Below are 20,951 nucleotides of genomic sequence, written 5' to 3' on the forward strand. Positions count from 1 at the left end.
GGATGACGCGATTCTGCCGCTTCGAGCTTCGTACGACCGATGTCGCCGCGGCGCGCGCGTTCTATGCGTCGATCCTCGGCGAGGCGGGCGCGGACATCGTGCCGTTGCCCGCGGAGGCGGCGGCGCGCGGCGCACGGGCCCACTGGCTCGGCCACCTCGGCGTCGAGGAGGTGGAGCGCACGGCGCGCGCGTTCGTCGAGCTCGGCGCGACCCGGTTGGGTCCGACGCGGCCCACTTCCGGCGGTGGGGAGGTGGCGATCGTTCGGGACCCGGGAGGCGCCGTGGTCGCGTTGGCGACGCCGCCTCCAGTGCCGGTGCGCGACGACGTGGTCTGGCATCTGCTCAATACGGGCGACCTCGAGCGCTGCATCGCGAGCTACCGCGAGCTGTTCGGCTGGCATTTCACGGAACGTCTCGAGCTCGGCGCGCTCGGCGTCTTCCACCCCTTCACGTGGCTTCCCGGCGGAGCGAACGTGGGCTCGATGGCCGACATCACCCAGCGGCCCGGCGTCCACCCGCACTGGCTCTTCCATTTCCGCGTCGCCGCGCTCGAGCCCGCGCTGGCCAAAGTCCGCGCCTCGGGGGGCCTCGTCATCGGCCCCATGGTTCTGCCGGGCGGCGAGCGGCTCGCGGTGTGTGATGATCCGCAGGGCGCGGCGTTCGCCCTGCGAGAGGGCCCTCCCGGGACGGTCGCGGGTGGGACCCCGCGGCCCTGAGCGGCTCGCCCCGACCCGGGACGGACAATCCCTCGTATACTCGGAGGCATGAGCTTCGGCTTCCCCTGGGGACTGCTGGCACTGGGCGCCCTGGTGCCGCTGGTGGCGGCGTACTTCCTGCGGCGCAAGCAGAAGCCGGTGGTGGTGAGCGCCCTCTTCCTGTGGCGCACGCCCCGTCCCCGTGCCGAGGCCGGCCCGCGCTTCGAGCGCTTCACCCGCGAGGCCTCGCTGCTGCTGGAGGCGCTGGCGGTGGTGGCCGCGGCCCTCTTCCTCGCGGACGTGCGGCTGGGCGAGGACGCGCGTACGCGCCACGTGGTGCTGGTGGTGGACGGGAGCCTCTCACTGTCCGCGCGCGGCCCGGACGGGCGCCCCGTGCTGGAGAAGGTGCGCGCCGAGGCGGCCCGGCGCGTGGAGGAGGAGAAGGCCTCGCGCGTGACGGTGCTGGCCAGTGGCACGGTGCCGCGCGTGCTCGCGGGCCCCGAGGCCGAGCCCTCGCGCGCGCTGGCCGCGTTGGAGTCCTTCCGGGCGCTCGGCGCGGACCATGACGCGGCGGCCACGCTGCTGTGGGCCCAGGAGCTGGCGGGCCCGGGCCGGCGCGTGCACTTCTTCACCGACGCTCCCCCGGCGCGGGGCGTAACGGTGCCCCCGGCGGTGCGGTGGACGGCGCTGGGCGCTCCTCGGGACAACGTGGCGCTGGTGTCCGCCTGGCGAAGGGACGAGGGCCCCACGGCCACGGTGACGGTGCGGGTGGCGCGCTTCGGCGCGGGGCCGGAGGAGACGGAGGTGCACGCGGTGGCTCGGCCCGGCCCCGGCGCGAAGGAGGGCACCGAGCGGCGCGAGCGGGTGCGGCTGCCCGAGGAGGGCGCGGCCACGCTGCGCTTCACCTTCGAGAACGCGGGGGAGGTGGTGGTGTCGCTGCCCCCGGACGCGCTGCCCGAGGACGGCGAGGCCCGGCTGCCCCCCGCTCCAGAGCGCCGGGTGCGCGTGGCGCTCGCCGAGGGGCTGGATGCACAGGCGCGCTCGGCACTGGAGCGTTTCCTCTCGGTGGCGCCCGGCCTGGAGCTGGGGCCCGGAGAGGGAGCGCTCGTCGTGGGCCCCCGGGGCTCGGACGCGCGGGTGACGGTGGGGGCGGGCGGCGCCGTGCGCACCTTCGTGGGCCCCTTCTTCGCGGAGAAGGGCCACCCGCTGCTGGACGACGTGCAACTCGGGGGCGTGCGCTGGGCCGCGGGCGGTGACGCCCCTCCGGGCCGGGCCCTGATGACGGCGGGTGACGTGGTGCTGCTCTCCGAGGAGGAGGGCCGGGTGCACCTCAACGTGGACCTCGCGCGCTCCAACGTGCAGCGCACGCCCGCGTGGCCGGTGCTGCTGGGCAACCTGCTGCGCGAGGTGCGGCGCTCGCAGGAGGGCTTCCCCCGGCGGCAGTTGTCGCTCGGCGAGCCGCTGGCGGTGGTGACGCGCTCGGGCGCGCGCTACACGCTGGAGGGACCCGAGGGAGAGCGTCCCCTCTTCGGCGCGGGAGACTTGAGCCTGCCGGCGCCCGCGGTGCCCGGCCGCTACACGCTGGAGCGCGACGGCGAGCCGGTGGACGCGGTGGAGGTGCTGCCGCTGGATGCGCGCGAGTCGGACCTGCGCGGGCGCGGTGAGGGCGACAGGCCCGCGGAGGCGGGAGCCACGGACGACGAGGGGGGCGCCACTTCTGGCCGGGCGCGCTGGCCGCTGGTGCTGCTGCTGGCGGCACTGCTGGCGGACTTCCACCTCACGCGGCGTCCGGAGGTGAAATGAGCCTTCGGGGAAGGGCGGTGTTACCTTTCCGCCCATGCCCCGCTGGTTCAACACCGCTGGTCCGTGCGACCCGGCCGACCACTACATGCTTCCGGCCATGAGGCGCCTGCCCGAGGTGCGCCGGCTCATTGAGCAGAAGGGGTATTTCGTCGTGCATGCTCCCCGGCAGGTGGGCAAGACGACGGCCCTGCTCTCACTGGCCCGGGAGCTTGCCACCGAGGGCCATTACGTCGCCGCGCTCGTCTCCATGGAAGTGGGCGCCGCCTTCCCTCACGACATCGGTGCCGCCGAGCTCGCCGTGCTCGATAGCTGGCGCAACGCGCTGCGTGCCCAGCTCCCGCCCGAATTGCACCCTCCGCCCTTCCCGGAGGCGCACACGGGCAGCCGCATCGGCTCGGCCCTGACGGCCTGGGCTGAGTCTTCCCCCGGGCCGCTCGTCGTCTTCCTGGACGAAATCGACGCACTCCGCAATGGCGTGCTGGTGTCCGTGCTACGCCAGTTGCGTGACGGCTACCGCAATCGCCCCGAGCACTTCCCCGTATCGCTGGCCCTCATCGGGCTGAGGGACGTGCGCGACTACAAGGTGGCCTCGGACGAGCGGGACCACCTGGGCACCGCCAGCCCCTTCAACATCAAGGTGCGCTCGCTCACCCTGCGCGATTTCACCGCCGACGAGGTCGCCGAGCTCTATTCCCAGCACACCGCCGAGACGGGCCAGCGCTTCGAGCCCGAGGCCCTCTCCCTCGCCTTCGAGCTCACCCAGGGCCAGCCCTGGCTCGTCAACGCCCTGGCCAAGGTGGCCGTCGAGGAGCTCGTCCCCGACACCTCCCAGACCATCCGTCGCGAGGACATCGATCGCGCCAGGCGGTTGCTCATCGAGCGCCGGGAGACGCACCTGGACAGCCTCGCCGAGCGTCTGCGCGAACCTCGGGTGCGGCGCATCCTGGAGCCTATGCTCGCCGGCCTGTCCCTGGGGGATGTGCCCGAGGATGACCTGCGCTTCGTCCAGGACCTGGGCCTGGTCCGCATGGCGGCAACGGGCGGCTTGGAGACCGCCAATCCCATCTACCGGGAGATCATTCCCCGGACCCTGGCGTACACGGCGGTGGCGTCTCTGCCCCGGCTCGCCGCGACCTGGCTGCGCGCCGATGGCCGTCTGGACACCGGGCGCCTCATGGAGGCATTCCTCGCCTTCTGGCGCCAGCACGGTCAGCCGTTGCTCGGCACCGCGCCCTACCACGAGATCGCTCCCCATCTGGTCCTCATGGCCTTCCTGCACCGGGTGGCCAACGGTGGCGGGACGCTGGAGCGCGAGTACGCCATCGGAACGGGGCGCATGGACGTGTGCCTGCGCTACGGGCCGGACACGCTGGCGCTGGAGCTGAAGGTGTGGAGGGACGGCGCCAGGGACCCGCTCGACGAAGGACTGGCACAGCTCGATGGGTACCTGGCGGGACTGGGGCTCGAGAGCGGATGGCTGGTCATCTTCGACCGGAGAAGTGAGCAGCCGCCCATCGCCGAGCGGACCCACGCCTTGGAGGCCACGACGCCCGCGGGCCGCCGCGTCACCGTCGTGCGGGCCTGAGGCGCCCCCCTTTCACGGTCCCAGGCGGGTGGGTAGCATGGGGTGACCCTTGAGCTTCTCCCTGCCCCAGGCGCTGGTGCTGCTCGTCCCGCTGGGCCTCTTCCTGTGGAAGCGCGGCCGGCGTCCGGGCCCTCCCATGGCCTTGCGGTGGCTGCTGCTGGTGCTCGTCGTGGGCGCGCTCGCCGGCCCCGAGTGGTCGCTGCGCCACGCGGGCAGCGACGTGGTGGTGGTGGTGGACCGCTCGCGCTCCATGCCCGCCGACGCGGGGCGCGTGGCCTCGGAGCTGGTGGGGCTGCTCGAGTCGCAGCGGCGCCCCGGGGACAGGGTGGGCGTCATCTCCTTCGGGCGCGAGGCCCGTGTCGAGCAGCCGCTGTCGGAGGCGGGGCGCTTCGGCGGCTTCACCCGGCCGGTGGACGCGGAGGCGTCGGATGTGTCGGCGGCGCTGGACGCGGCGGGGGCGCTCATTCCTCCGGGCCGCACCGGCCGCGTGCTGGTGGTGTCCGACGGGCGGGCCACGGGCGCGGACGCGAGGGGCGCGGCGCGGCGGCTGGCGGCCCGGGGCATTCCGGTGGACTTCCGCCATGTGGCCCGCGAGGACTCGCCGCTGGACCTGGCCGTCCTGTCCCTGGACGTGCCCGCCGTGGTGAAGGCGCACGAGCCCTTCCAGCTCTCCGGCGTGGTGCGGGCCACGGCGCCCGTCACCGGCACGGTGCGCCTGGAGCGCAACGGCCGCGTGCTGGTGAAGGGCCCCTTCGACTTCCGCGCCGGGCCCAACCTGCTGCCCTTCCGCGACCTCGTGGAAGAGCCGGGCCTCGTGGCCTACCGGCTGACGGTGGAGGCCTCGGGAGACGGGGTGGTGGAGAACGACGTGGGCCAGGCGGTGCTGCGCGTGGAGGGCCCGCCGCGCGTGCTGCTGCTCACCGACCAGCCCGAGGGCACGCTCGCCAAGGCCCTGCGCACGGCGGGGCTGACGCTCGAGGTGCGCGCTCCCTTCCCGGTGACGCTCGACGCGCTGGATGGCGTGGGCACGGTGGTGCTGGAGAACGTGGACGCCAACCGGCTCGGCGAGCCCGGGCTCAACGTGCTGGCCTCCTACGTGGAGCAGGCCGGCGGCGGACTGGTGATGACGGGCGGCCGCTCGAGCTTCGGCGAGGGCGGTTACCGCCGCTCGCCGGTGGAGCCGCTGCTGCCGGTGTCGCTGGAGATGCGCGAGGAGCAGCGCCGCACGGCCCTGGCCATGAGCGTGCTGATGGATTGCAGCTGCTCCATGGGCGCCACGGTGCCGGACGGGCGCACGAAGATGGAAGTGGCCGCCGAGGGCGTGGTGGGCGCGCTCACGCTGCTCAACCAGAAGGACGAGGTGTCCGTGGCCATGGTGGACACCGAGGTGCACGAAATCTTCCCGATGAGCCCGGTGGAGAAGGGGCTGCCGCTGGACGAGGTGTCGCGCGGCTTCAGCGGCGGCGGCGGCATCTACGTGGGCGTGGCGCTGCGCGAGGGCAAGTCGCAGATTCTCAGCAGCGACAAGGTTACCCGGCACGTGCTGCTCTTCTCGGACGCGGCGGACTCGGAGGAGGCGGACGACTACCTCAAGACGCTGGAGGCGCTGAAGCGCGAGAAGGTGACGGTGTCCGTCATCGGCCTGGGGACGGAGAAGGATTCGGACGCGGCGCTGCTCAAGGAGATAGCGGCCCGGGGCGGAGGCCGCATCTACTTCGCCGAGGACGCGACGAGCCTGCCGCGCATCTTCAGTCAGGAAACCATCGCCGTGGCGCGGGCCACCTTCGTGGACGAGCCCGCCACGCTGGAGGCGGCGGCGGACCTGCCGTTGCTCGGACGGCTGCCGGCGCTGGGGCTGCCGCAGGTGGGCGGCTACAACCTCACGTACCTGCGGCCGCGCGCGAGCGTCGCCATGCGCACGCTGGACGACAACGCGGCGCCGGTGCTGGCGCTGTGGCCGCGCGGGGCGGGGCGGGTGGTGGCCCTCATGGCGGAGGTGGATGGCAAGTACACGGGCGAGTTGCGCGCGTGGAGCGGCCTGCGCGCGGCGCTCGAGGGCATGGTGCGCTGGTCCATGGGCGGCGCGGGCGAGGCGGGCGAGGCGGTGGCGCGCTCGGAGCGGCGGGGCAACCAGCTGCGGGTGACGCTGGACTTCGCGCCGGGCGAGGCGTTGCCGGGAGCGCTGCCCTCGCTGGTGCTGTTGCCGGGAGACGGGCGGGGCGCGCCGGTGGAGCTGCCCATGCGCTGGGAGGACGAGGACCGGGTGGCGGCCGAGTACACGCTGCCGGGCAGCGGCTCGTGGCACCCGGTGGTGAAGCTGGGCGCGCGGGTGCTGCGGGCTCCTCCGGTGACGCTGCCCTACGCGCCCGAGTTCGAGCCCGGCAACGCGAAGGAGGGCCTGGCGGTGCTGCACGCGGTGGCGGCGGTGGGCGGCGGCGTGGAGCGGCTGTCCATGGCGGGCCTCTTCTCGCAGGCGCCCGAGTCCGAGGGGCGCGTGGCGCTCGCGCCGTGGCTGGTGGGGCTGGCGGTGGCGGCGCTGCTGGCGGAGGTGGCGGTGCGCCGCTTCCTGTCCGGCCCGAGGCCCCGGCGCGCGGTGGCTCCCTCCACGACGGCGGCCGTGGCGGTGCCCGGCATGCCCGCGCCTTCTGTCGCGAGTCCCTCTCCCAAGGCTCCGGCCGAGGCCTCGGGAGCCGCGAAGCCAGGAGCGGAGCCCGCGAAGGAGAGCGGCGTGGACTCGGCGCTGGAGGCCGCTCGGGAGCGCGCCCGCCGCCGGCTCGGACGCTAGGCACGCCGGGCGGAGACGGGCTCAGTGAGGGGCCGGGCCCTCGTGCGCCCCGGAGCCGTACGAGGCCGGGGGGCTCGCGTCCTCCCGGGCCGGCTCCGAGGGCTCGTACGTCCGCACCAGCCAGAACGGCAACCAGTGCTCGTCTTCCCTCCGCGACCAGGGGAGGGCGGGGTTCCAATCGAGCTCCCCGCCGATCTTCGCGTTCAGCCACTGCTTGAGCTCGGGCCCGGGTTCCTCGAAGCCTTGGGAGCGGTAGAACTGCACGCCTTCCGCCCACTCGTTCCTCCGGGCGGCCTGGGCCTCCCGGTCCACGAAGATGCGCACCACCAGCAGCATCCCACGCGAGAAGAGGCTCTCCTGACGCTGCTTCGCGTGCCGCTCCCCGCGCTTCTGCTCACCGAAGATCTCCGGATTGAGCAGCTCGTCCGTCGAGGTGAGCCGCCGCAGGAAGTCCTCGCGGATGCCGGAGCCCAACAGGCCGGGAGGTACGTAGAAGTTGTCGCCCTGCCACGCGAGCACCTGCCTGCCCCCGCCGCCGTCCTCATCCCAGATGAGTGGCCTCCCGGTCTCGTGGTGGTGGGTGCGCGCGATGAGCTGGGCGGCCTGGATGTAGTACCGCGGCGTTCCCTCACACGGCAGGTTGAGCTGATAGGAGATGAGCCGCTCGATGGGCGGCTGGCCCGGGGGATGTTCTCCCTCGGGGGTCTCGTCCCAGGCGGGCCGGCCTCCCTGGTACTTCCAGCAGGACATGGCGAAGCCGTGCTCCTCCGTGGACAGCCGTCCGACGCGCGTCCCGCTCATCGGGGGCAGGGAGAAGCGCTGCTCGAGGAAGTGGGTGAAGCGCTGCGAGTACTGCGTCTTCAGCAGCGGCCACCAGGCGCGGAAGAGCGTCGAGTAGGCCCAGCGCGCGAAGTAGTTCATCAGCCCCTGGTAGGCCGGATGGTTGTAGCGGGTAGCGAGCTCCTCGGAGAGGAACACCTCCTCCATGAAGAGCAGGGCGAGCCGCAGGATGTGGAGCGCCTCGGACAGCTCCTGGGGACTGGGGTCGAGCTCCTCCGGGTGGCCGTCTCCGCTGCCCGCCGGGTGCCTCGGCCACACCCTGCGCAGCATGCCCTCGTGCATCCGGGCCTGGTCCTTGGCCTCCCGGTCCAGCTCGTTGAGCTCCTTGAAGACCTCGCGGAACAGCCTGCCGTCACCCTGGCGCTGCAGCAGCGCGTCGAGCTCGGCGGCGCGCGCCACGAAGCGCGAGAAACGCTCCTCGTAACCGGTGGGCACGGGCAGCCACTCGTAACGGGCTCGGGTGAAGAGCCGCGCCGCGCGATCCCCGAGCAGCTCCGTGGTCTCCCGCAGGGGCCGGAAGGCCGTGAGCGCGACGTGCTCGCCCAGCCGGCGGTACGCCTCCCATTGCGCCTCGTCGTAGAACTGGTCCCCGGTCGTCTCGTGGGGGAAGTCCGCGTTGCGTGCCCGGTACTGGGTGATGTCGGGCGGCTCGTTCCCCGTCAGCGTGGGCTTGAGCAACAGCAGCACGCCGGTGTCCCCGTCCGGGTACTCGATGTCCCCCACCACGATGGGCTGGTGCGCCAGGCCGCTCTCCCCGTCCGCGCGCAGGGGCGACAGGTCGATGCGGATCTCCACCCCGAAGTCCTCGCGCACGCGCCGCACGGCGTTGGCGAAGTCGTCGAACGTGGCGTCCGAGTCCATGCCGCAATCGGACACGAGGATGAAGCGGCAGTGGCGGCGCACCAGCTCGTAGAGGGCCAGGTTCTCGAAGTGGCCGCCGTCCGACAGCAGCACGTCCCGGCTGCGCGCCCGCGAGCGTCCGAATAGCTCCTTGTAGAAGGGCAGCCCCACGAGCACCCGCTCGTACCCGCGCCGGTGGGCCCGGGTCGGGTGGGGGGCCCACAGCCCCAGCCGGAGGTTGAACGCCGTCATGAGGAAGGTGACGGCCGGCCCCAGCCTCATGGACATGGAGCCCATGTGCGAGTTGAAGGCCGCTCCCGAGGCCGTCATCGCCGCCGCCAGCGTGGGCACGCGGCCCTTCTTCGCGCGAATGTCCTCCCAGCTCTTCCACTCCTTGCCCACGGAGAAGCCCACGCTGGAGAGCACCGCGCTGTCCGCCCCCCGGTAGAGGTTGGCCATGGGGTCCGCCGACGAGAGATCATTCGCCGCGCAGCAGAGGAGGTGCACGGGCCCGGACCGCGGCCTCAGCAGGTGCAACAGGAAGTCATCCTTCGTGTGGGGCTCGGTCTGGCCGGGTGCCTCCCCGTGGGCCGCGCCGATGAACGTGCGCGCGATGCGGCCGCGGTAGAAGACGTGCAGGCCCAGGAGGTTGGGATCGAAGAGGAACAGGGTGAGCACGGTGATGGCCGCCGCTCCCACCACCAGCCCGAGGAACCCGTGCCCACCCGCCTCTTGCGCCACGAGGATGAGCTGCACCATTCCGAGGATGATCAACCCCAACGTCACGTACGCCAGGAACTGGGGCAGGTGCGCGCGGAGCCAGTCCTTCGCGGTGGGTGTGACGGGCTTGTTCGTGCGCCGGCCGAGGAACTGGTGCGCCTTGGCGAGCAGGGCCGTGAGCGCGGCCACGATGCTCGCGAGGGCCGTATAGGCCTCCGCCGCCCAGCGCTGATGGCCGGTGATGAGCTCATGCAGGCGCCACCCGGCGAGCCAGAACCCCGCGAAGGCCGACCAGAGCAGGGCCAGCAGCAACAGGCGGCTGATGACGCGCTCGACCGCGGCCATCTGTGTGCGCTGCATCCATTCCGTCACGAAGCGCGAGCCCAACCACCGCACCATCACGAGGGCCCCGGCGGCCCCCACCCAGGGCAGGGCGGGGAAGAACATGTAGAGCCGCTCCCTCAAGGGCATGGAGGGCGGCGGGGGGCCGAACAGGGAGCTCGCGCCCAGCGCCTGCCGCCACACGTCGGGGGAGCCGGAGTACGGGTGGTATCCGAGGAGCCACACCCAGAGCGCCATCACCACGCCCGTGGCCAGCAGCGTGGTGGGCAGATAGTAGCCGAAGCGCCTGAACTCGAGCTCCTGGGCGTCCTCCATCTTGGGAGGCGGTAGCCCGCGCGACTCCTTCATCTGCCGGTCATGGACGGAGAGCATCCACTCGCCCAGGAACAGCCCTCCGCACGTGAGCAGGAACATCAGGGCATACGAGAGGGTCGGCTGCACCCGAGGGAAGCCGCCGGCCAGGGGCCACGTGACGAGCACCCACCCGGCGAGCCCCCACCAGCACACCAGCGCCAGGACGATGAGCGAGAGCGACGAGATGAGCGCGGGGATGACGGCGCTCAGCGCCGCGACGACCATCCGCCCCGTGTCCATGCTCATCAGGCCGAGCCGGGGGTTGAGGAAGTTGCTGAACTCGCGCAGGTGGCCGACCTCGGAGAGCTTCGCCCCGCGAGAGCCCTGCGCGTCGCTGGGAAAGAGCCGGGGCGCGTCCTCCCCGGCCGGCTTGCCGTGGTAGTGCCGCCACGCCGTCCAGAAGCCACCGATGTACCCCCCGCCCGAGACGGTGGCGAGGTAGTCGAACATCTCCAGCAACCCCAGCTGGTGCAGGCCCTGCAGCAGCCCCAGGTTGAACGTCGCGCTGCGAATGCCTCCGCCCGACAGGGCCAGCCCGCACAAGTCCCGCTGGGCGCTGACGAGCCGGGCGTCCCGGGAGCCCGCCTTGCCCTGTTTCGTGCCCCCCTGCCGCCTCGACCGCGCCTTCTCCATGCACTGGCGCTCCGCCTCGAGGAGGCGGCTGTCGATGTTCGCACCGGCTTCCTCTCCAGGAGTGGAGGGGCTGCTCATGGGCGCTCCCGTGGCGGTGGCTACGGCGTGCCCCGCACGATAGCCATCCGTGCCACGGCTCGGTGATTGCCTCGGAGCCCGGCGCGAGTGTTGGATATTTCCAACATTCCAGAAATCCAGGGATTACATCATTTCCGGATGCTATGACACGCCTCCCCCCGCCGTGGGGCCGGGCTCTCCGCGCCGGGCTCCGCGGCCCTCTTCGAGGCACGTGATGAAGCTGCGTTTCCCGCTGTGGCTGTTGTTGCCGGCGTTGTCCCTGGCGGTAGTGGGCTGCGGTCAGACCGAGGAGGAGCCCGTGGTGGACGAGCTCACCGGCCAGGTGCTCGAGCCCGTCACCACCGAGTACGACATGAACCGGCTGCTCGAGGACGCGGACATCACCGGCGGGCAGTGGATCACCACCGCGCAGGTGCAGGCCTTCCTGCAGCAGAAGGGCTCGTACCTGGCCACGTACAAGGACCCGGCCTGGAGCAACAAGACGGCGGCGGCGCTCATCGTCGAGCGCTCCAAGGCCTACACCATCAGCCCGCTCTACATGCTGGCGCGCATCCAGACGGAGTCGAGCCTCATCACCAGCGGCACCTCGGCCAACCTCGCCAAGGCCACCGGCTGCGGCTGCCCGGACAGCGGCGGGTGCACCGTGTCCTACGCGGGCTTCGGCAATCAGATTGAATGCTCGGCCAAGAAGATGCGCGGCTACTTCCCCGACCTGGACGCGGGCCGGGCCACCGTCTCCGGGTGGAAGCCGGGCGTGGCGAAGAGCACCTCGGACCCGTGCTCGGTGACGCCCGCCACCAAGGCCACCGCGGCGCTCTACACGTACACGCCGTGGGTGGGCGCGTATGCCATTCAATGCGGCCGCACGGACATCGGCGGCTCATCGCTGGTGGCGGTGAAGTTCAACCAGTTCAAGAGCGAGTACGCCTGGGGCACCGGCGGCACCCCGTGCTACTCGGGCACGGTGGACGCCAACGTGGCCGTGGGCGTGTGCGTGCAGAGCTCCTCGGACGCCATCTGGCGGCAGTGCCAGGCCGACGGCACCTTCACGGCGGGCACCACGGCGAAGCCCACCAACTGCACGGCCGCGTGGCCCTATTGCAGCTCCGCCACGCTGGGCAAGTCCGTGCCGACGCGCACGTGCGTGCAGGCGAGCTCGGACTCGCTCTGGTACCAGTGCGGCGCCGAGGGCGCGTGGCAGGGCGCCTCGAGCGTGCCCACCACCGGCAGCGGCCCGGTGGGCACCTGCTACGCCACGTACGCGCTCTGAGGCCAGGTTCGAGTTTCGCAGTTTCGAGCGACCTGGAAGAGCGAGCGGCGGATGACCTGGTGGGCCATGTAGCCTACACGCCTGGGCTTGCGCCGGTTACGTGGCTCTCCCGCACTTCGTGGCGAACCCGGCCAGCTCGCCGCCCGTGCCGTGCAGCGCGGTGAGCACCTGCCGCGCCCGGAAGCGGGGGCCATCGCGCCGCACGCGCCAGCCCTCCTGCTCGCCGCGGCCCGCCCGGCCTGCCGCAGCTCCCCCTCCGCCTGTGCGTGCCTTTCGCATCCCCCCTCGAACCACACCCGGCGTGCGGGAGGAATCTCTGGGCTCAAGAGTGTAGATTCGCGCCCGCGCGGGCGAGAAAGTAGGAAAACAAAGGAAATCCAAACCAGGCAATCATCTATTAGGTTGTCTGCTCACCTCCACGCCCAGGGAGCCCTTCCAGGGGTGGATAGCTCGTCCACGCACCGCTTTCGCTCACCTCCAATGCTGAACCTCTCAGAGCAGCTCACCAAGCTCAGCCCAGAACAGCTCGCCCACCTCGAGGCGCAACTCCCCCCACTGTCTCTGGCCCAGCAACGCCTGTGGTTCCTGATGCAGCTGGAAGCGAGCGACACTTCCTACAATGTGCCGGCGGTGTACCGCATCAAGGGGGCGTTGGACGCCCGCGTCCTGAACAAGGTCTTCACGGAGATCATCCGCCGCCACGAGGCCCTCCGGACCATCTTCATCTCCGTCAACGACAAGGCTTATCAGGCCATCCTGCCCGCTCAGCCCATCAACATTCCGATGGAGGACCTGCGGGAGGTGCCGGAGGCAGAGCGCGAGTCCCGAATGGAGCAGGCCGTGATCGAGGAGATCCGTCGGCCCTTCAATCTCTCCGCGGGCCCTCTCGTCCGGTTCAAGCTCCTGGTGCTCGGTGCGCACGAGCACGTCCTCGTCGTCACCTTCCATCACATCGTGACGGATGGGTGGTCCCTGGGAATCTTCACCCATGAACTCAAGACGCTCTACACGGCCCTGAGCCAGGGGCATTCCTCGCCACTCCCCGAACCCAAGCTCCAGTACGCCGACGTGGCCCGCTGGCAGAGCAAGCACTTCACCCGCGCCGTCCTCGACCGCCAACTCGACTTTTGGAAGCAACAGCTCGGCACGGGGCTCCAGCCCCTGATGCTCCCCATGGATCACCCCCGGCCCGAACGCCAGAGCACCCGGGGACGGCGCCAGCACTTCATCTGGCCCGCCGGGCTGCTCGCGTCGGTCGACAACCTCGCGCGTGAGTACGGGCTTACCCCCTTCATGGTGCTGCTGGCGGGCTTCAACATCCTGCTGCACCGCTATAGCCGCCAGGACGACCTGGTGATCGGAACGGGGACCGCCAACCGAAGCCGCACTGAATTCGAAGGGGTGATGGGCTTCTTCGTGAACACCCTGGCGCTGCGCACGGACCTGTCCGGGGACCCGAGCACCCGCACGCTGCTTGAGCGCGTGCGTCAGGTCGCCCTGGGTGCCCAGAGCCATCAGGACGTGCCCTTCAACCAGGTCGTCGAGGCGGTGCGTCCGGCGCGCGTGCCCGGCCAGACGCCGCTCGTCCAGGTGGTCTTTGAACTCCAGGACGCCGCGCAGTCCAGCTTCCAACTCCCGGGCCTCGAGGTGAGTAGCCTGGACCTCTCGACGGACACCTCCAAGTTCGACCTCACCTGCATCCTCATGCGCGAGCAGGCGGGGCTGTCCGGCACCTTCGAGTACTCCACCGACCTGTTCGAGGAGTCGACGATCCGCCGGATGCAGGGGCACTTCCGGAGGTTGCTCGAGTCAATGATTCGCGCCCCGGAGATGCCGATCTCCCGGCTCGACATGCTGGCGCCCGAGGAGCACGCGCTGCTCACCCAGGGACTTCACGGGACGGCGGTGGAGGCCGACCTGGAGGCCACCCTCCCCCAGCTCTTCGCGCGACAGGCGGAGCGCACCCCCGAGGCCCTCGCCGTCACTGGCTGGCAGGAGGGACGGGAGCGCTCCTGGACCTTCCGCCAACTCGACGAGCGCGCCGGCCGCATCGCCGCGCTGCTGCGCGAGCGGGGCGCACGCCCGGGCAGCTTCGTCGGCGTGTGCGTGCAGCGCTCTGCGGAGAGCGTGGCGGCCGTGCTGGGCGTGCTCAAGTCCGGCGCTGCCTACGTCCCGCTGGATCCCTCCCTCCCGGAGGAGCGGCTCGGGTTCATGCTCGAGGACTCGGGCATCCGCCTCATCCTGGCGGACCACGCCGGACGAGAACGCATCACGGGCCCGGGCCGCGAGGTGCTCTGCATCACGGACGAGGAGCTGGCGTCACGGCCGGCCCCCGCGCCGGCGCCCTGTCGGCCCGAGGACGTCGCCTACGCCATCTACACCTCCGGCTCCACGGGCAAGCCCAAGGCCGTGATGGTGCGCCACCGCTCCGTGCTCCACCTGCGCGAGGGACTTCGGCACGCCATCTTCGCCTACCGGGGGCCCGGCCCGCTGCGGGCCACGCTCAACGCCCCGCTCGCGTTCGATGCTTCGGTGCAGCAACTCCAGCTCCTGCTGGACGGGCACGCGCTGTTCGTCGTCCCCGACGAGGTGCGGCGTGACGGGGCCGCGCTGCGGGCGTTCCTCGCCACCCACCGCATCGACGTGCTCGACTGCACGCCGAGCCATCTGCAGCTCCTGGTGGCGGCGGGCCAACTGGAGCAGCCGACCTCCCATCCCTCCATCGTGCTGATGGGCGGCGAGCCGGTACCCGCGGCCCTGTGGCAGACGCTCTCCGGCGTGCCGGGCCTCGCCGTCTACAACGTCTACGGCCCCACCGAGTGCACCGTCGACGCCACCTGCTGCCAGCTCAGCCCGGAGCTGCCGCGGCCCATCCTCGGCCGCCCGCTCGCCAATGTCCGCCTGTACGTGCTGGAGCCATCGATGCAGCCAGCCCCCCTGGGGGTACCGGGAGAGATCTACATCGGCGGTCCCGGAGTGGCCGCAGGCTATCTCCACCGGCCGGAGCTCACAAACGAGCGCTTCCTCCCGGATCCCTTCGCGGGTCCAGAGGCGCGCATATACCGCACCGGCGACTTGGCGCGCTGGCTGCCGGACGGGACGCTCGAGTTCCTGCGGCGCATCGACAATCAGGTGAAGGTGCGTGGCTACCGCATCGAGCTGGAGGAGATCGACGCGGCATTCGAGTCGCTTCCAGGAGTCCAGGCCGCCGCCACCGCGGTGGTGGAGCTGGCCGGAGGAGACCGGCAGCTCACGGCCTTTGTCGTGAGCCGTGTGCCGCACTTGGACGCGGAGGAGCTTCAGCGCGGCTTGGCCGCCAAGCTCCCTGAGTACATGGTCCCCGTCACCTTCATCTCCGTGGAACGTCTGCCCCTCACCTCCAACGGGAAGATCGACCGGCGGGCGCTGCTGCGCAACCTGCCCCAGCGTCCGCTCCTGGCGGAGAGCCCACCGGAGCAGGCGCCCCGGTCCGCGCTCGAGGCCCGGCTCACCACCCTCTGGCAGTCGCTGCTGGGCCGGAGCCCCATTGGCCTCGATGACAACTTCTTTTCGCTGGGTGGCCACTCCCTTCTCGCCGCGCAGATGATGAGTCGGTTGCGCAAGGAGCTGGGCCTCAAGTTGTCCGTGGCCGTGCTCTTCGAGTCGCCCACCATCAAGGGCCTCGCGCGGTACCTCGAGCGCACGATGGCGCAACCGGGTGGCGACAAGCCCCTTTCGTCCCTGGTCGCGCTGCGCAAGGGCGGCAACCGCCCGCCCCTGTTCTGCATCCACGCGCTCGGCGGAGAGCTCCTCGCCTATCGTCCGCTGCTCGAGGCGCTCGAAGCGGAGCAGCCCCTCTTCGGCATCCAGTCCCGGGCGCTGGTCAACCCCGCGCAAGAGCACATGGACGCGGGCGCCATGGTCGACGCGTACGCCCGGGAGTTGCTCCAGGCCCATCGAACCGGACCCTTCCGCCTGTTCGGCTGGTCCCTCGGCGGACTGCTCGCGCTCTCCATCGCGGGGCGACTCGAGGCGCACGGCCGCACCGTCGAGTTCGTCGAGGTCTGGGATTGCGGCCTCTCGGAGCGCTCCTCGCCGCTGGTCGAGGAGATGCCACTGCTGCTGGGCCTGCGCGTGGCCTCCGGCGCGGCGCTGGCCGCCTCCGTCGTGGCCATGGACGCGGAGGAGCGGCGCGCGTGGCTGGTCCAACTCTCCGCTCTGCCCTCGCGCGAGCGCTACCAGCGCATCATTGACTGGGCCCGGCAGCGGGGAGTGACGGGCAACCTGTCCGTCGAGACGCTCGAGATGCAGGTGACCCTGGCCGAGCAACACGTCCGGCTCTTCCACGCCTTCCGCCCCACGCCCATCCAGGCGGAGATCCGCTCCGTCTGGGCCCGGGACAGTCTCGACCAGGGCATGACCCGGACTGACTGGCGCCGCTACACCCGCGGCCCCATCTCCGAGCAGGTCGTCGAGGGGAATCACTACAGCATCATGTCGCCTCCCCACTTCAACGCCGCCGTGGACGGCCTCAAGCGCCGGCTCCTCCCGCTCGGCGCGTGAGCCCCCCTCTCCGCCCCAACCGCACTTCCCACCATGAAGACCGAAGACGTCCGACAGATGTACGAGCAGCACCCCTACCCGAGCCCGATCGTGGGCGACAGTCTCATCCATGATCTGGCCAACGCCATCGGGATGCTCTTCCCGGATGACACGCTGGCGGGCTGGAATGTGCTCGACGCAGGCTGTGGCACGGGCCACCGGCTCGTCAGCTTCGCCCAGCGCTATCCGGCCGCCCGGTTCACGGGCGTCGACATGACGGAGCACTCCCTGGCGGTGGCGCGCCAGCTCGCGCGCAAGCACGGCGTCAGCAACCTGGAGCTGCGGCGCGGCGACCTGCTCAACCTGGAACTCGGCCAGAAGTACGACCTGATCGTCTCCACGGGAGTCCTCCACCACCTCGAGGATCCCGAGGCGGGGCTGCGCGGACTGGTCGAGCACCTCTCGGAGGAGGGCCTGCTCTTCGTGTGGCTCTACCACTCCCATGGCGAGCACCAGCGACTGCTGGATCGCGAGCTGGCCCGCACGCTGACGCGGGGGTGCGACATGGCGGAGTCGGTCTCCCTGATGCGGGAGCTGGGACTGTCGCTCTCGCGCAAGCAGTACGGCACCGAGACGGCGCACCAGGGGAGCGAGGGCGAACTCTCCCAGGTCTCCATCGACGTGGATGCCTTCCTGCACCCCATCGTCAACGCCTACCGCTTCGATGAACTCCTCGACATGCTGCGGAGGACATCGGTGGACTGGGTGACGCTCAACGGCCTCAACACCGAGGGCGCCAGCAAGCTCGTGGACCTGGAGGGCACGAGCGAGGACCCCTACTTCTGCATCACCGACGAGCAACTGTTCGCCTCGTCCCTGCTGCAAGAGCGGTTCCGCCAGCTCCCGCGCTTGGACCGGGTCCGCGTCATCGAGCTGGCGCTGCGCCCCACCGGCTTCACCCTCCTCGCCGGAAAGGGCCAGTCCTTCCGGCGGTGCGAGCCTCGGGTCGCAACGAACATCGTCCACCCCTGAAGCGAAAGTCCGCGACATGAGCCACGCACGTATCGCGCCCCGCCCTGAGGGCCTCCCGCCCGGCATGGAGTGGAGTGGCGGGCAGGAGCGCCATTGCCTCGAGGCCTGCGTCCACACCCTCTTCGAGGCCCAGGCGGCACGCACGCCCGAAGCCGTCGCTGTCGTCCATGAGGGCAGCGTCCTGTCCTACCAGGAGCTGGAGCGGCGGGCCGCGCACCTCGCGGACCGGCTGCATGGGCTGGGCGTGGGCCCCGATGTCCGGGTGGGCCTGTGCGTGGACCGCTCGCTGGAGATGGTCATCGGCGTGCTCGCCATCCTGAAGGCGGGCGGCGCCTATGTCCCGCTCGATGCCCGCTACCCGAAGGAGCGCCTGCAGCTCATGCTCGCGGACGCGGGGGTGCCGGTGCTGCTCACCCAGCCCCACCTGCGCGCGGAGCTTCCCGAGCACACCGCCGTCGTGCTGGAGCTGGATGCGGCCGAGCCGCCTCCCGCCAGGAGCGGGGACCCCCTCGCGAGCAGCGTCACCGGGGAGCACCTTGCCTACATCATCTACACCTCGGGCTCCACCGGCCGGCCCAAGGGAGTGATGATGGGGCACGCCGCGCTCCACAACCTGGTGCAGTGGCACCTGCACCAACCCCAGTTGGCCCGTCCTGCACGCACGCTGCAGTTCTCCTCCCTGAGCTTCGATGTCTCCTTCCAGGAGATGTTCACCACCTGGGCGACGGGAGGCACGCTTGTCCTCGTCTCCGAGCGGACCCGGCTGGAGCCGCGCGAGCTGCTGCGCCACCTGGAGCACCACTCGGTGGAGCGGCTCTTCCTGCCCTTCGTCGCGCTCCAGTCGCTCGCCCAGGAGGTGGCGGACCAAGGCCGGGCCCCGGCCTCGTTGCGGGAGCTCATCACCGCCGGAGAGCAGCTCCAGGTCACCCCGCAGGTGGCGCGGCTCTTCCAGCTGCTGCCCGAGGCCACGCTCCACAACCACTACGGGCCCTCGGAGAGCCACGTCGTCACCGCCTGCGCGCTGAAGGGGCCCATTGAGCGCTGGCCCGCCCTGCCGCCTATCGGCCTGCCGCTCACCCACACGCGGCTCCACGTCCTGGATGAGGCGCTGGGGCCCGTGCCGGAAGGCACCCCGGGTGAGCTGTACATCGGCGGCGTGTGCCTGGCCCGGGGCTACCTGGAGCAGCCGGCGCTGACGGCGGAGCGCTTCGTGCCGGATCCCTTCAGCGACGAGCCCGGCGCCCGGCTCTACCGGACCGGGGACCTGGGGCGCTGGCTGCCAGATGGGAACCTCGAGTTCCTCGGGCGCACGGACCATCAGGTGAAGGTGCGCGGCTTCCGGGTGGAGCTGGGCGAGGTGGAGGCGGTGCTGGCGCGGCACCCGGGCGTGCGCCAGGCAGTGGTGGTGGCGCGGGAGGACGTGCCGGGAGAGCGGCGGCTGGTGGGGTACGTGGTGCCCACCCCGGGCGCGGAGGTGACCGCCCCCCTGCTACGCGCCTTCCTGAAGGAGCGGCTGCCGGAGTACATGGTGCCCTCCGCGCTGCTCGTGCTGGAGGCGCTGCCGCTGTCTCCGAGCGGCAAGGTGGATCGCAAGTCGCTGCCGCCGCCGGGGCCACGGGAGGATGGCAGGCCGTTCGTGGCCCCGCGCACGCCCTTGGAGCAGCTCGTCGCCAGCATCTGGAGCCAGGTGCTGCGCGTGGAGCGGGTGAGCGCCGAGGACGACTTCTTCGACCTGGGCGGGCACTCTCTGCAGGCCACGCGGGTGATGTCCCGGCTGCGCGACCTGTGCGAGGTGGAGCTGCCCCTGAGCCGCCTCTTCGAGGCGCCCACGGTGGCGCGGCTGGCCCGAGAGGTGGAGGGCGCCCAGCGCACCGGAGCGCAGCTCCCGCTCACACCCCTGGACGAGGCCAGCCGTCACGCGGAGCTGGCCCCCTCCTTCGCTCAGCAGCGGCTGTGGTTCCTCGAGCAGCTCGAGCCGGGCAACCCCGTCTACCTCATCTCCGCCGCCATGTGGCTGGAGGGGGCGCTGGACGCTGGCGCGCTTGAGCACGCCCTGCGCGAAGTGGTGCGGCGTCACGAGGCGTTGCGCACCTGCTTCCGCTCCGTCTCGGGCCAGCCCGTGCAGTGCGTGCTGCCCGAGGTCTCCTTCCAGCTGCGGCTGGAGGAGATCGCCGCGCACGAGGTGCGGACGCGCGCGGAGGCCGACGCGCGAGCGCCCATCTCCCTCGAGGAAGCGCCGCTGATGCGGGCCACCCTGCTGCGGGTGGCGCCCCAGGAGCACGTCCTGCTGCTGAGCCTGCATCATGTCATCGCGGACGGCTGGTCCCTGGAGGTGCTCTTCCGAGAGCTGGCGCAGCTCTACGCGGGCGCCCGGCGCGGCGAGCCGGTGGCACTGCCGCCTCTCGCGGTGCAGTACGTGGACCATGCGCACTGGCAGCGGCAGTGGCTGCGGGGCGAGGTGCTGGAGCGGCAGCTCGACTACTGGCGCCAGCAGCTCGCCGGCCACCCCGAGGAGCTGGAGCTGCCCACTGACAGGCCCCGGCCCGCGGCGCAGACGTACCGTGGCGCCCGCCAGCCGGTGGAGCTGGGCGCCCCCGTGGTACGAGCGGTGCGCGAGCTGGCTGCGCGTGAGGGCGTCACCCCCTTCATGCTGCTGCTGGCCGCCTTCCAGGTGCTGCTGCACCGCTACAGCGGACAGGACGACATCCTCGTCGGCACGCCCATCGCCAATCGCAGCCGCTTGGAGACGGAGGGGGTGTTCGGGTTCTTCGCCAACACACTGGCGCTGCGCACCCGTTTCGGGGACAACCCCACCTTCCGCCAGCTCCTGGCACGCGTCCGCCGCACGTCGCTGGAGGCCTACGAGCACCAGGATATTCCCTTCGAGCGGTTGGTGGAGGAGTTGCAGCCCACTCGCAGCCTGAGTCGCTCTCCTCTCTTCCAGGCCATGCTGGTGGTGGACGGGGCCGCGGTGTGGGACCTGCGGCTCGAGGGGGTGCGCGTCCGCCAGCTGGAGGTGGATCCGCGCACGTCCAAGTTCGACCTGACGCTCAGCCTGTTCGAGGAGCGGGAGCGCATGGCCGGCTTCCTCGAGTACAGCACCGACCTCTTCGAGGCCTCCACGGCGGCCCGGATGATGCGGAACTTCCTGGAACTTCTGGGGGCAGCGTGCTCCACGCCGGACCAGGAGGTGGCCCGGCTGCCGCTGCTTTCTGAGGAGGAGCGGCACCGGCTGCTGGTGGAGTGGAACGACACGGCCGTGGATTTCCCGCGCGAGGCCTGCCTCCACCAGCTCGTCGAGGCCCAGGTGGAGCGCACGCCCGAGGCCGTGGCGCTTGTCTTCGAGGGGCAATCGCTCACCTACCGGGAGCTGGATGCACGCGCCAACCAGCTCGCCTGGCACCTGCGCTCGCTGGGCGTGGGCCCCGAGGTGCGTGTGGGCCTGTGCCTGGA

General features: G+C 71.4%; 9 protein-coding genes. 8 read left to right on the forward strand and 1 reads right to left on the reverse strand.

What is annotated here, in order from left to right:
- Nucleotides 1-2: 2 nt before the first annotated feature.
- Genes ACJ8AN_RS34100 through ACJ8AN_RS34115 form a run of 4 tightly spaced genes read left to right on the forward strand, consistent with a single transcriptional unit; the run spans nucleotide 3 to nucleotide 6,868 of the window.
- Nucleotides 3-716: a VOC family protein gene (locus ACJ8AN_RS34100; protein ID WP_407759732.1), complete on the forward strand. Its 714-nt coding sequence runs from the start codon at nucleotides 3-5 to the stop codon at nucleotides 714-716.
- A gap of 48 nt (nucleotides 717-764) precedes the next feature.
- The gene (locus ACJ8AN_RS34105) at nucleotides 765-2,498 is read left to right on the forward strand and encodes a BatA domain-containing protein (protein ID WP_407759733.1); all 1,734 of its coding nucleotides are present in this window, start codon (nucleotides 765-767) and stop codon (nucleotides 2,496-2,498) included.
- 34 nt (nucleotides 2,499-2,532) lie between these two features.
- Entirely contained in the window at nucleotides 2,533-4,083 is a 1,551-nt protein-coding gene (locus tag ACJ8AN_RS34110; protein WP_407759734.1) for an AAA family ATPase, read from the forward strand.
- A gap of 49 nt (nucleotides 4,084-4,132) precedes the next feature.
- The gene (locus tag ACJ8AN_RS34115; RefSeq protein ID WP_407759735.1) at nucleotides 4,133-6,868 is read left to right on the forward strand and encodes a VWA domain-containing protein; all 2,736 of its coding nucleotides are present in this window, start codon (nucleotides 4,133-4,135) and stop codon (nucleotides 6,866-6,868) included.
- Between the two features lie 21 nt (nucleotides 6,869-6,889).
- On the opposite strand, the gene ACJ8AN_RS34120 is transcribed toward ACJ8AN_RS34115, so the two are convergent.
- Nucleotides 6,890-10,675, reverse strand: a complete 3,786-nt coding sequence (locus tag ACJ8AN_RS34120) for a hypothetical protein (RefSeq protein ID WP_407759736.1) — start codon at nucleotides 10,673-10,675, stop codon at nucleotides 6,890-6,892.
- A gap of 214 nt (nucleotides 10,676-10,889) precedes the next feature.
- Between ACJ8AN_RS34120 and ACJ8AN_RS34125 the strand changes: the two genes are divergently transcribed.
- The 4 genes from ACJ8AN_RS34125 to ACJ8AN_RS34140 all read left to right on the forward strand — a co-directional run.
- On the forward strand, nucleotides 10,890-11,945 hold the full coding sequence (locus ACJ8AN_RS34125; protein ID WP_407759737.1) for a hypothetical protein: 1,056 nt from the start codon (nucleotides 10,890-10,892) through the stop codon (nucleotides 11,943-11,945).
- 480 nt (nucleotides 11,946-12,425) lie between these two features.
- Nucleotides 12,426-16,487 (forward strand): non-ribosomal peptide synthetase, encoded by a 4,062-nt coding sequence (locus tag ACJ8AN_RS34130; protein WP_407759738.1) that lies wholly within the window; start codon nucleotides 12,426-12,428, stop codon nucleotides 16,485-16,487.
- 33 nt (nucleotides 16,488-16,520) lie between these two features.
- Nucleotides 16,521-17,498 (forward strand): class I SAM-dependent methyltransferase, encoded by a 978-nt coding sequence (locus tag ACJ8AN_RS34135; RefSeq protein WP_407759739.1) that lies wholly within the window; start codon nucleotides 16,521-16,523, stop codon nucleotides 17,496-17,498.
- Nucleotides 17,499-17,514: 16 nt separating this feature from the next.
- Nucleotides 17,515-20,951 (forward strand): amino acid adenylation domain-containing protein (locus ACJ8AN_RS34140; protein WP_407759740.1); only part of this gene is annotated, 3,437 nt, incomplete at its 3' end.

The organism is Archangium sp. (assembly GCF_045802675.1).
Taxonomy (GTDB): domain Bacteria; phylum Myxococcota; class Myxococcia; order Myxococcales; family Myxococcaceae; genus Archangium.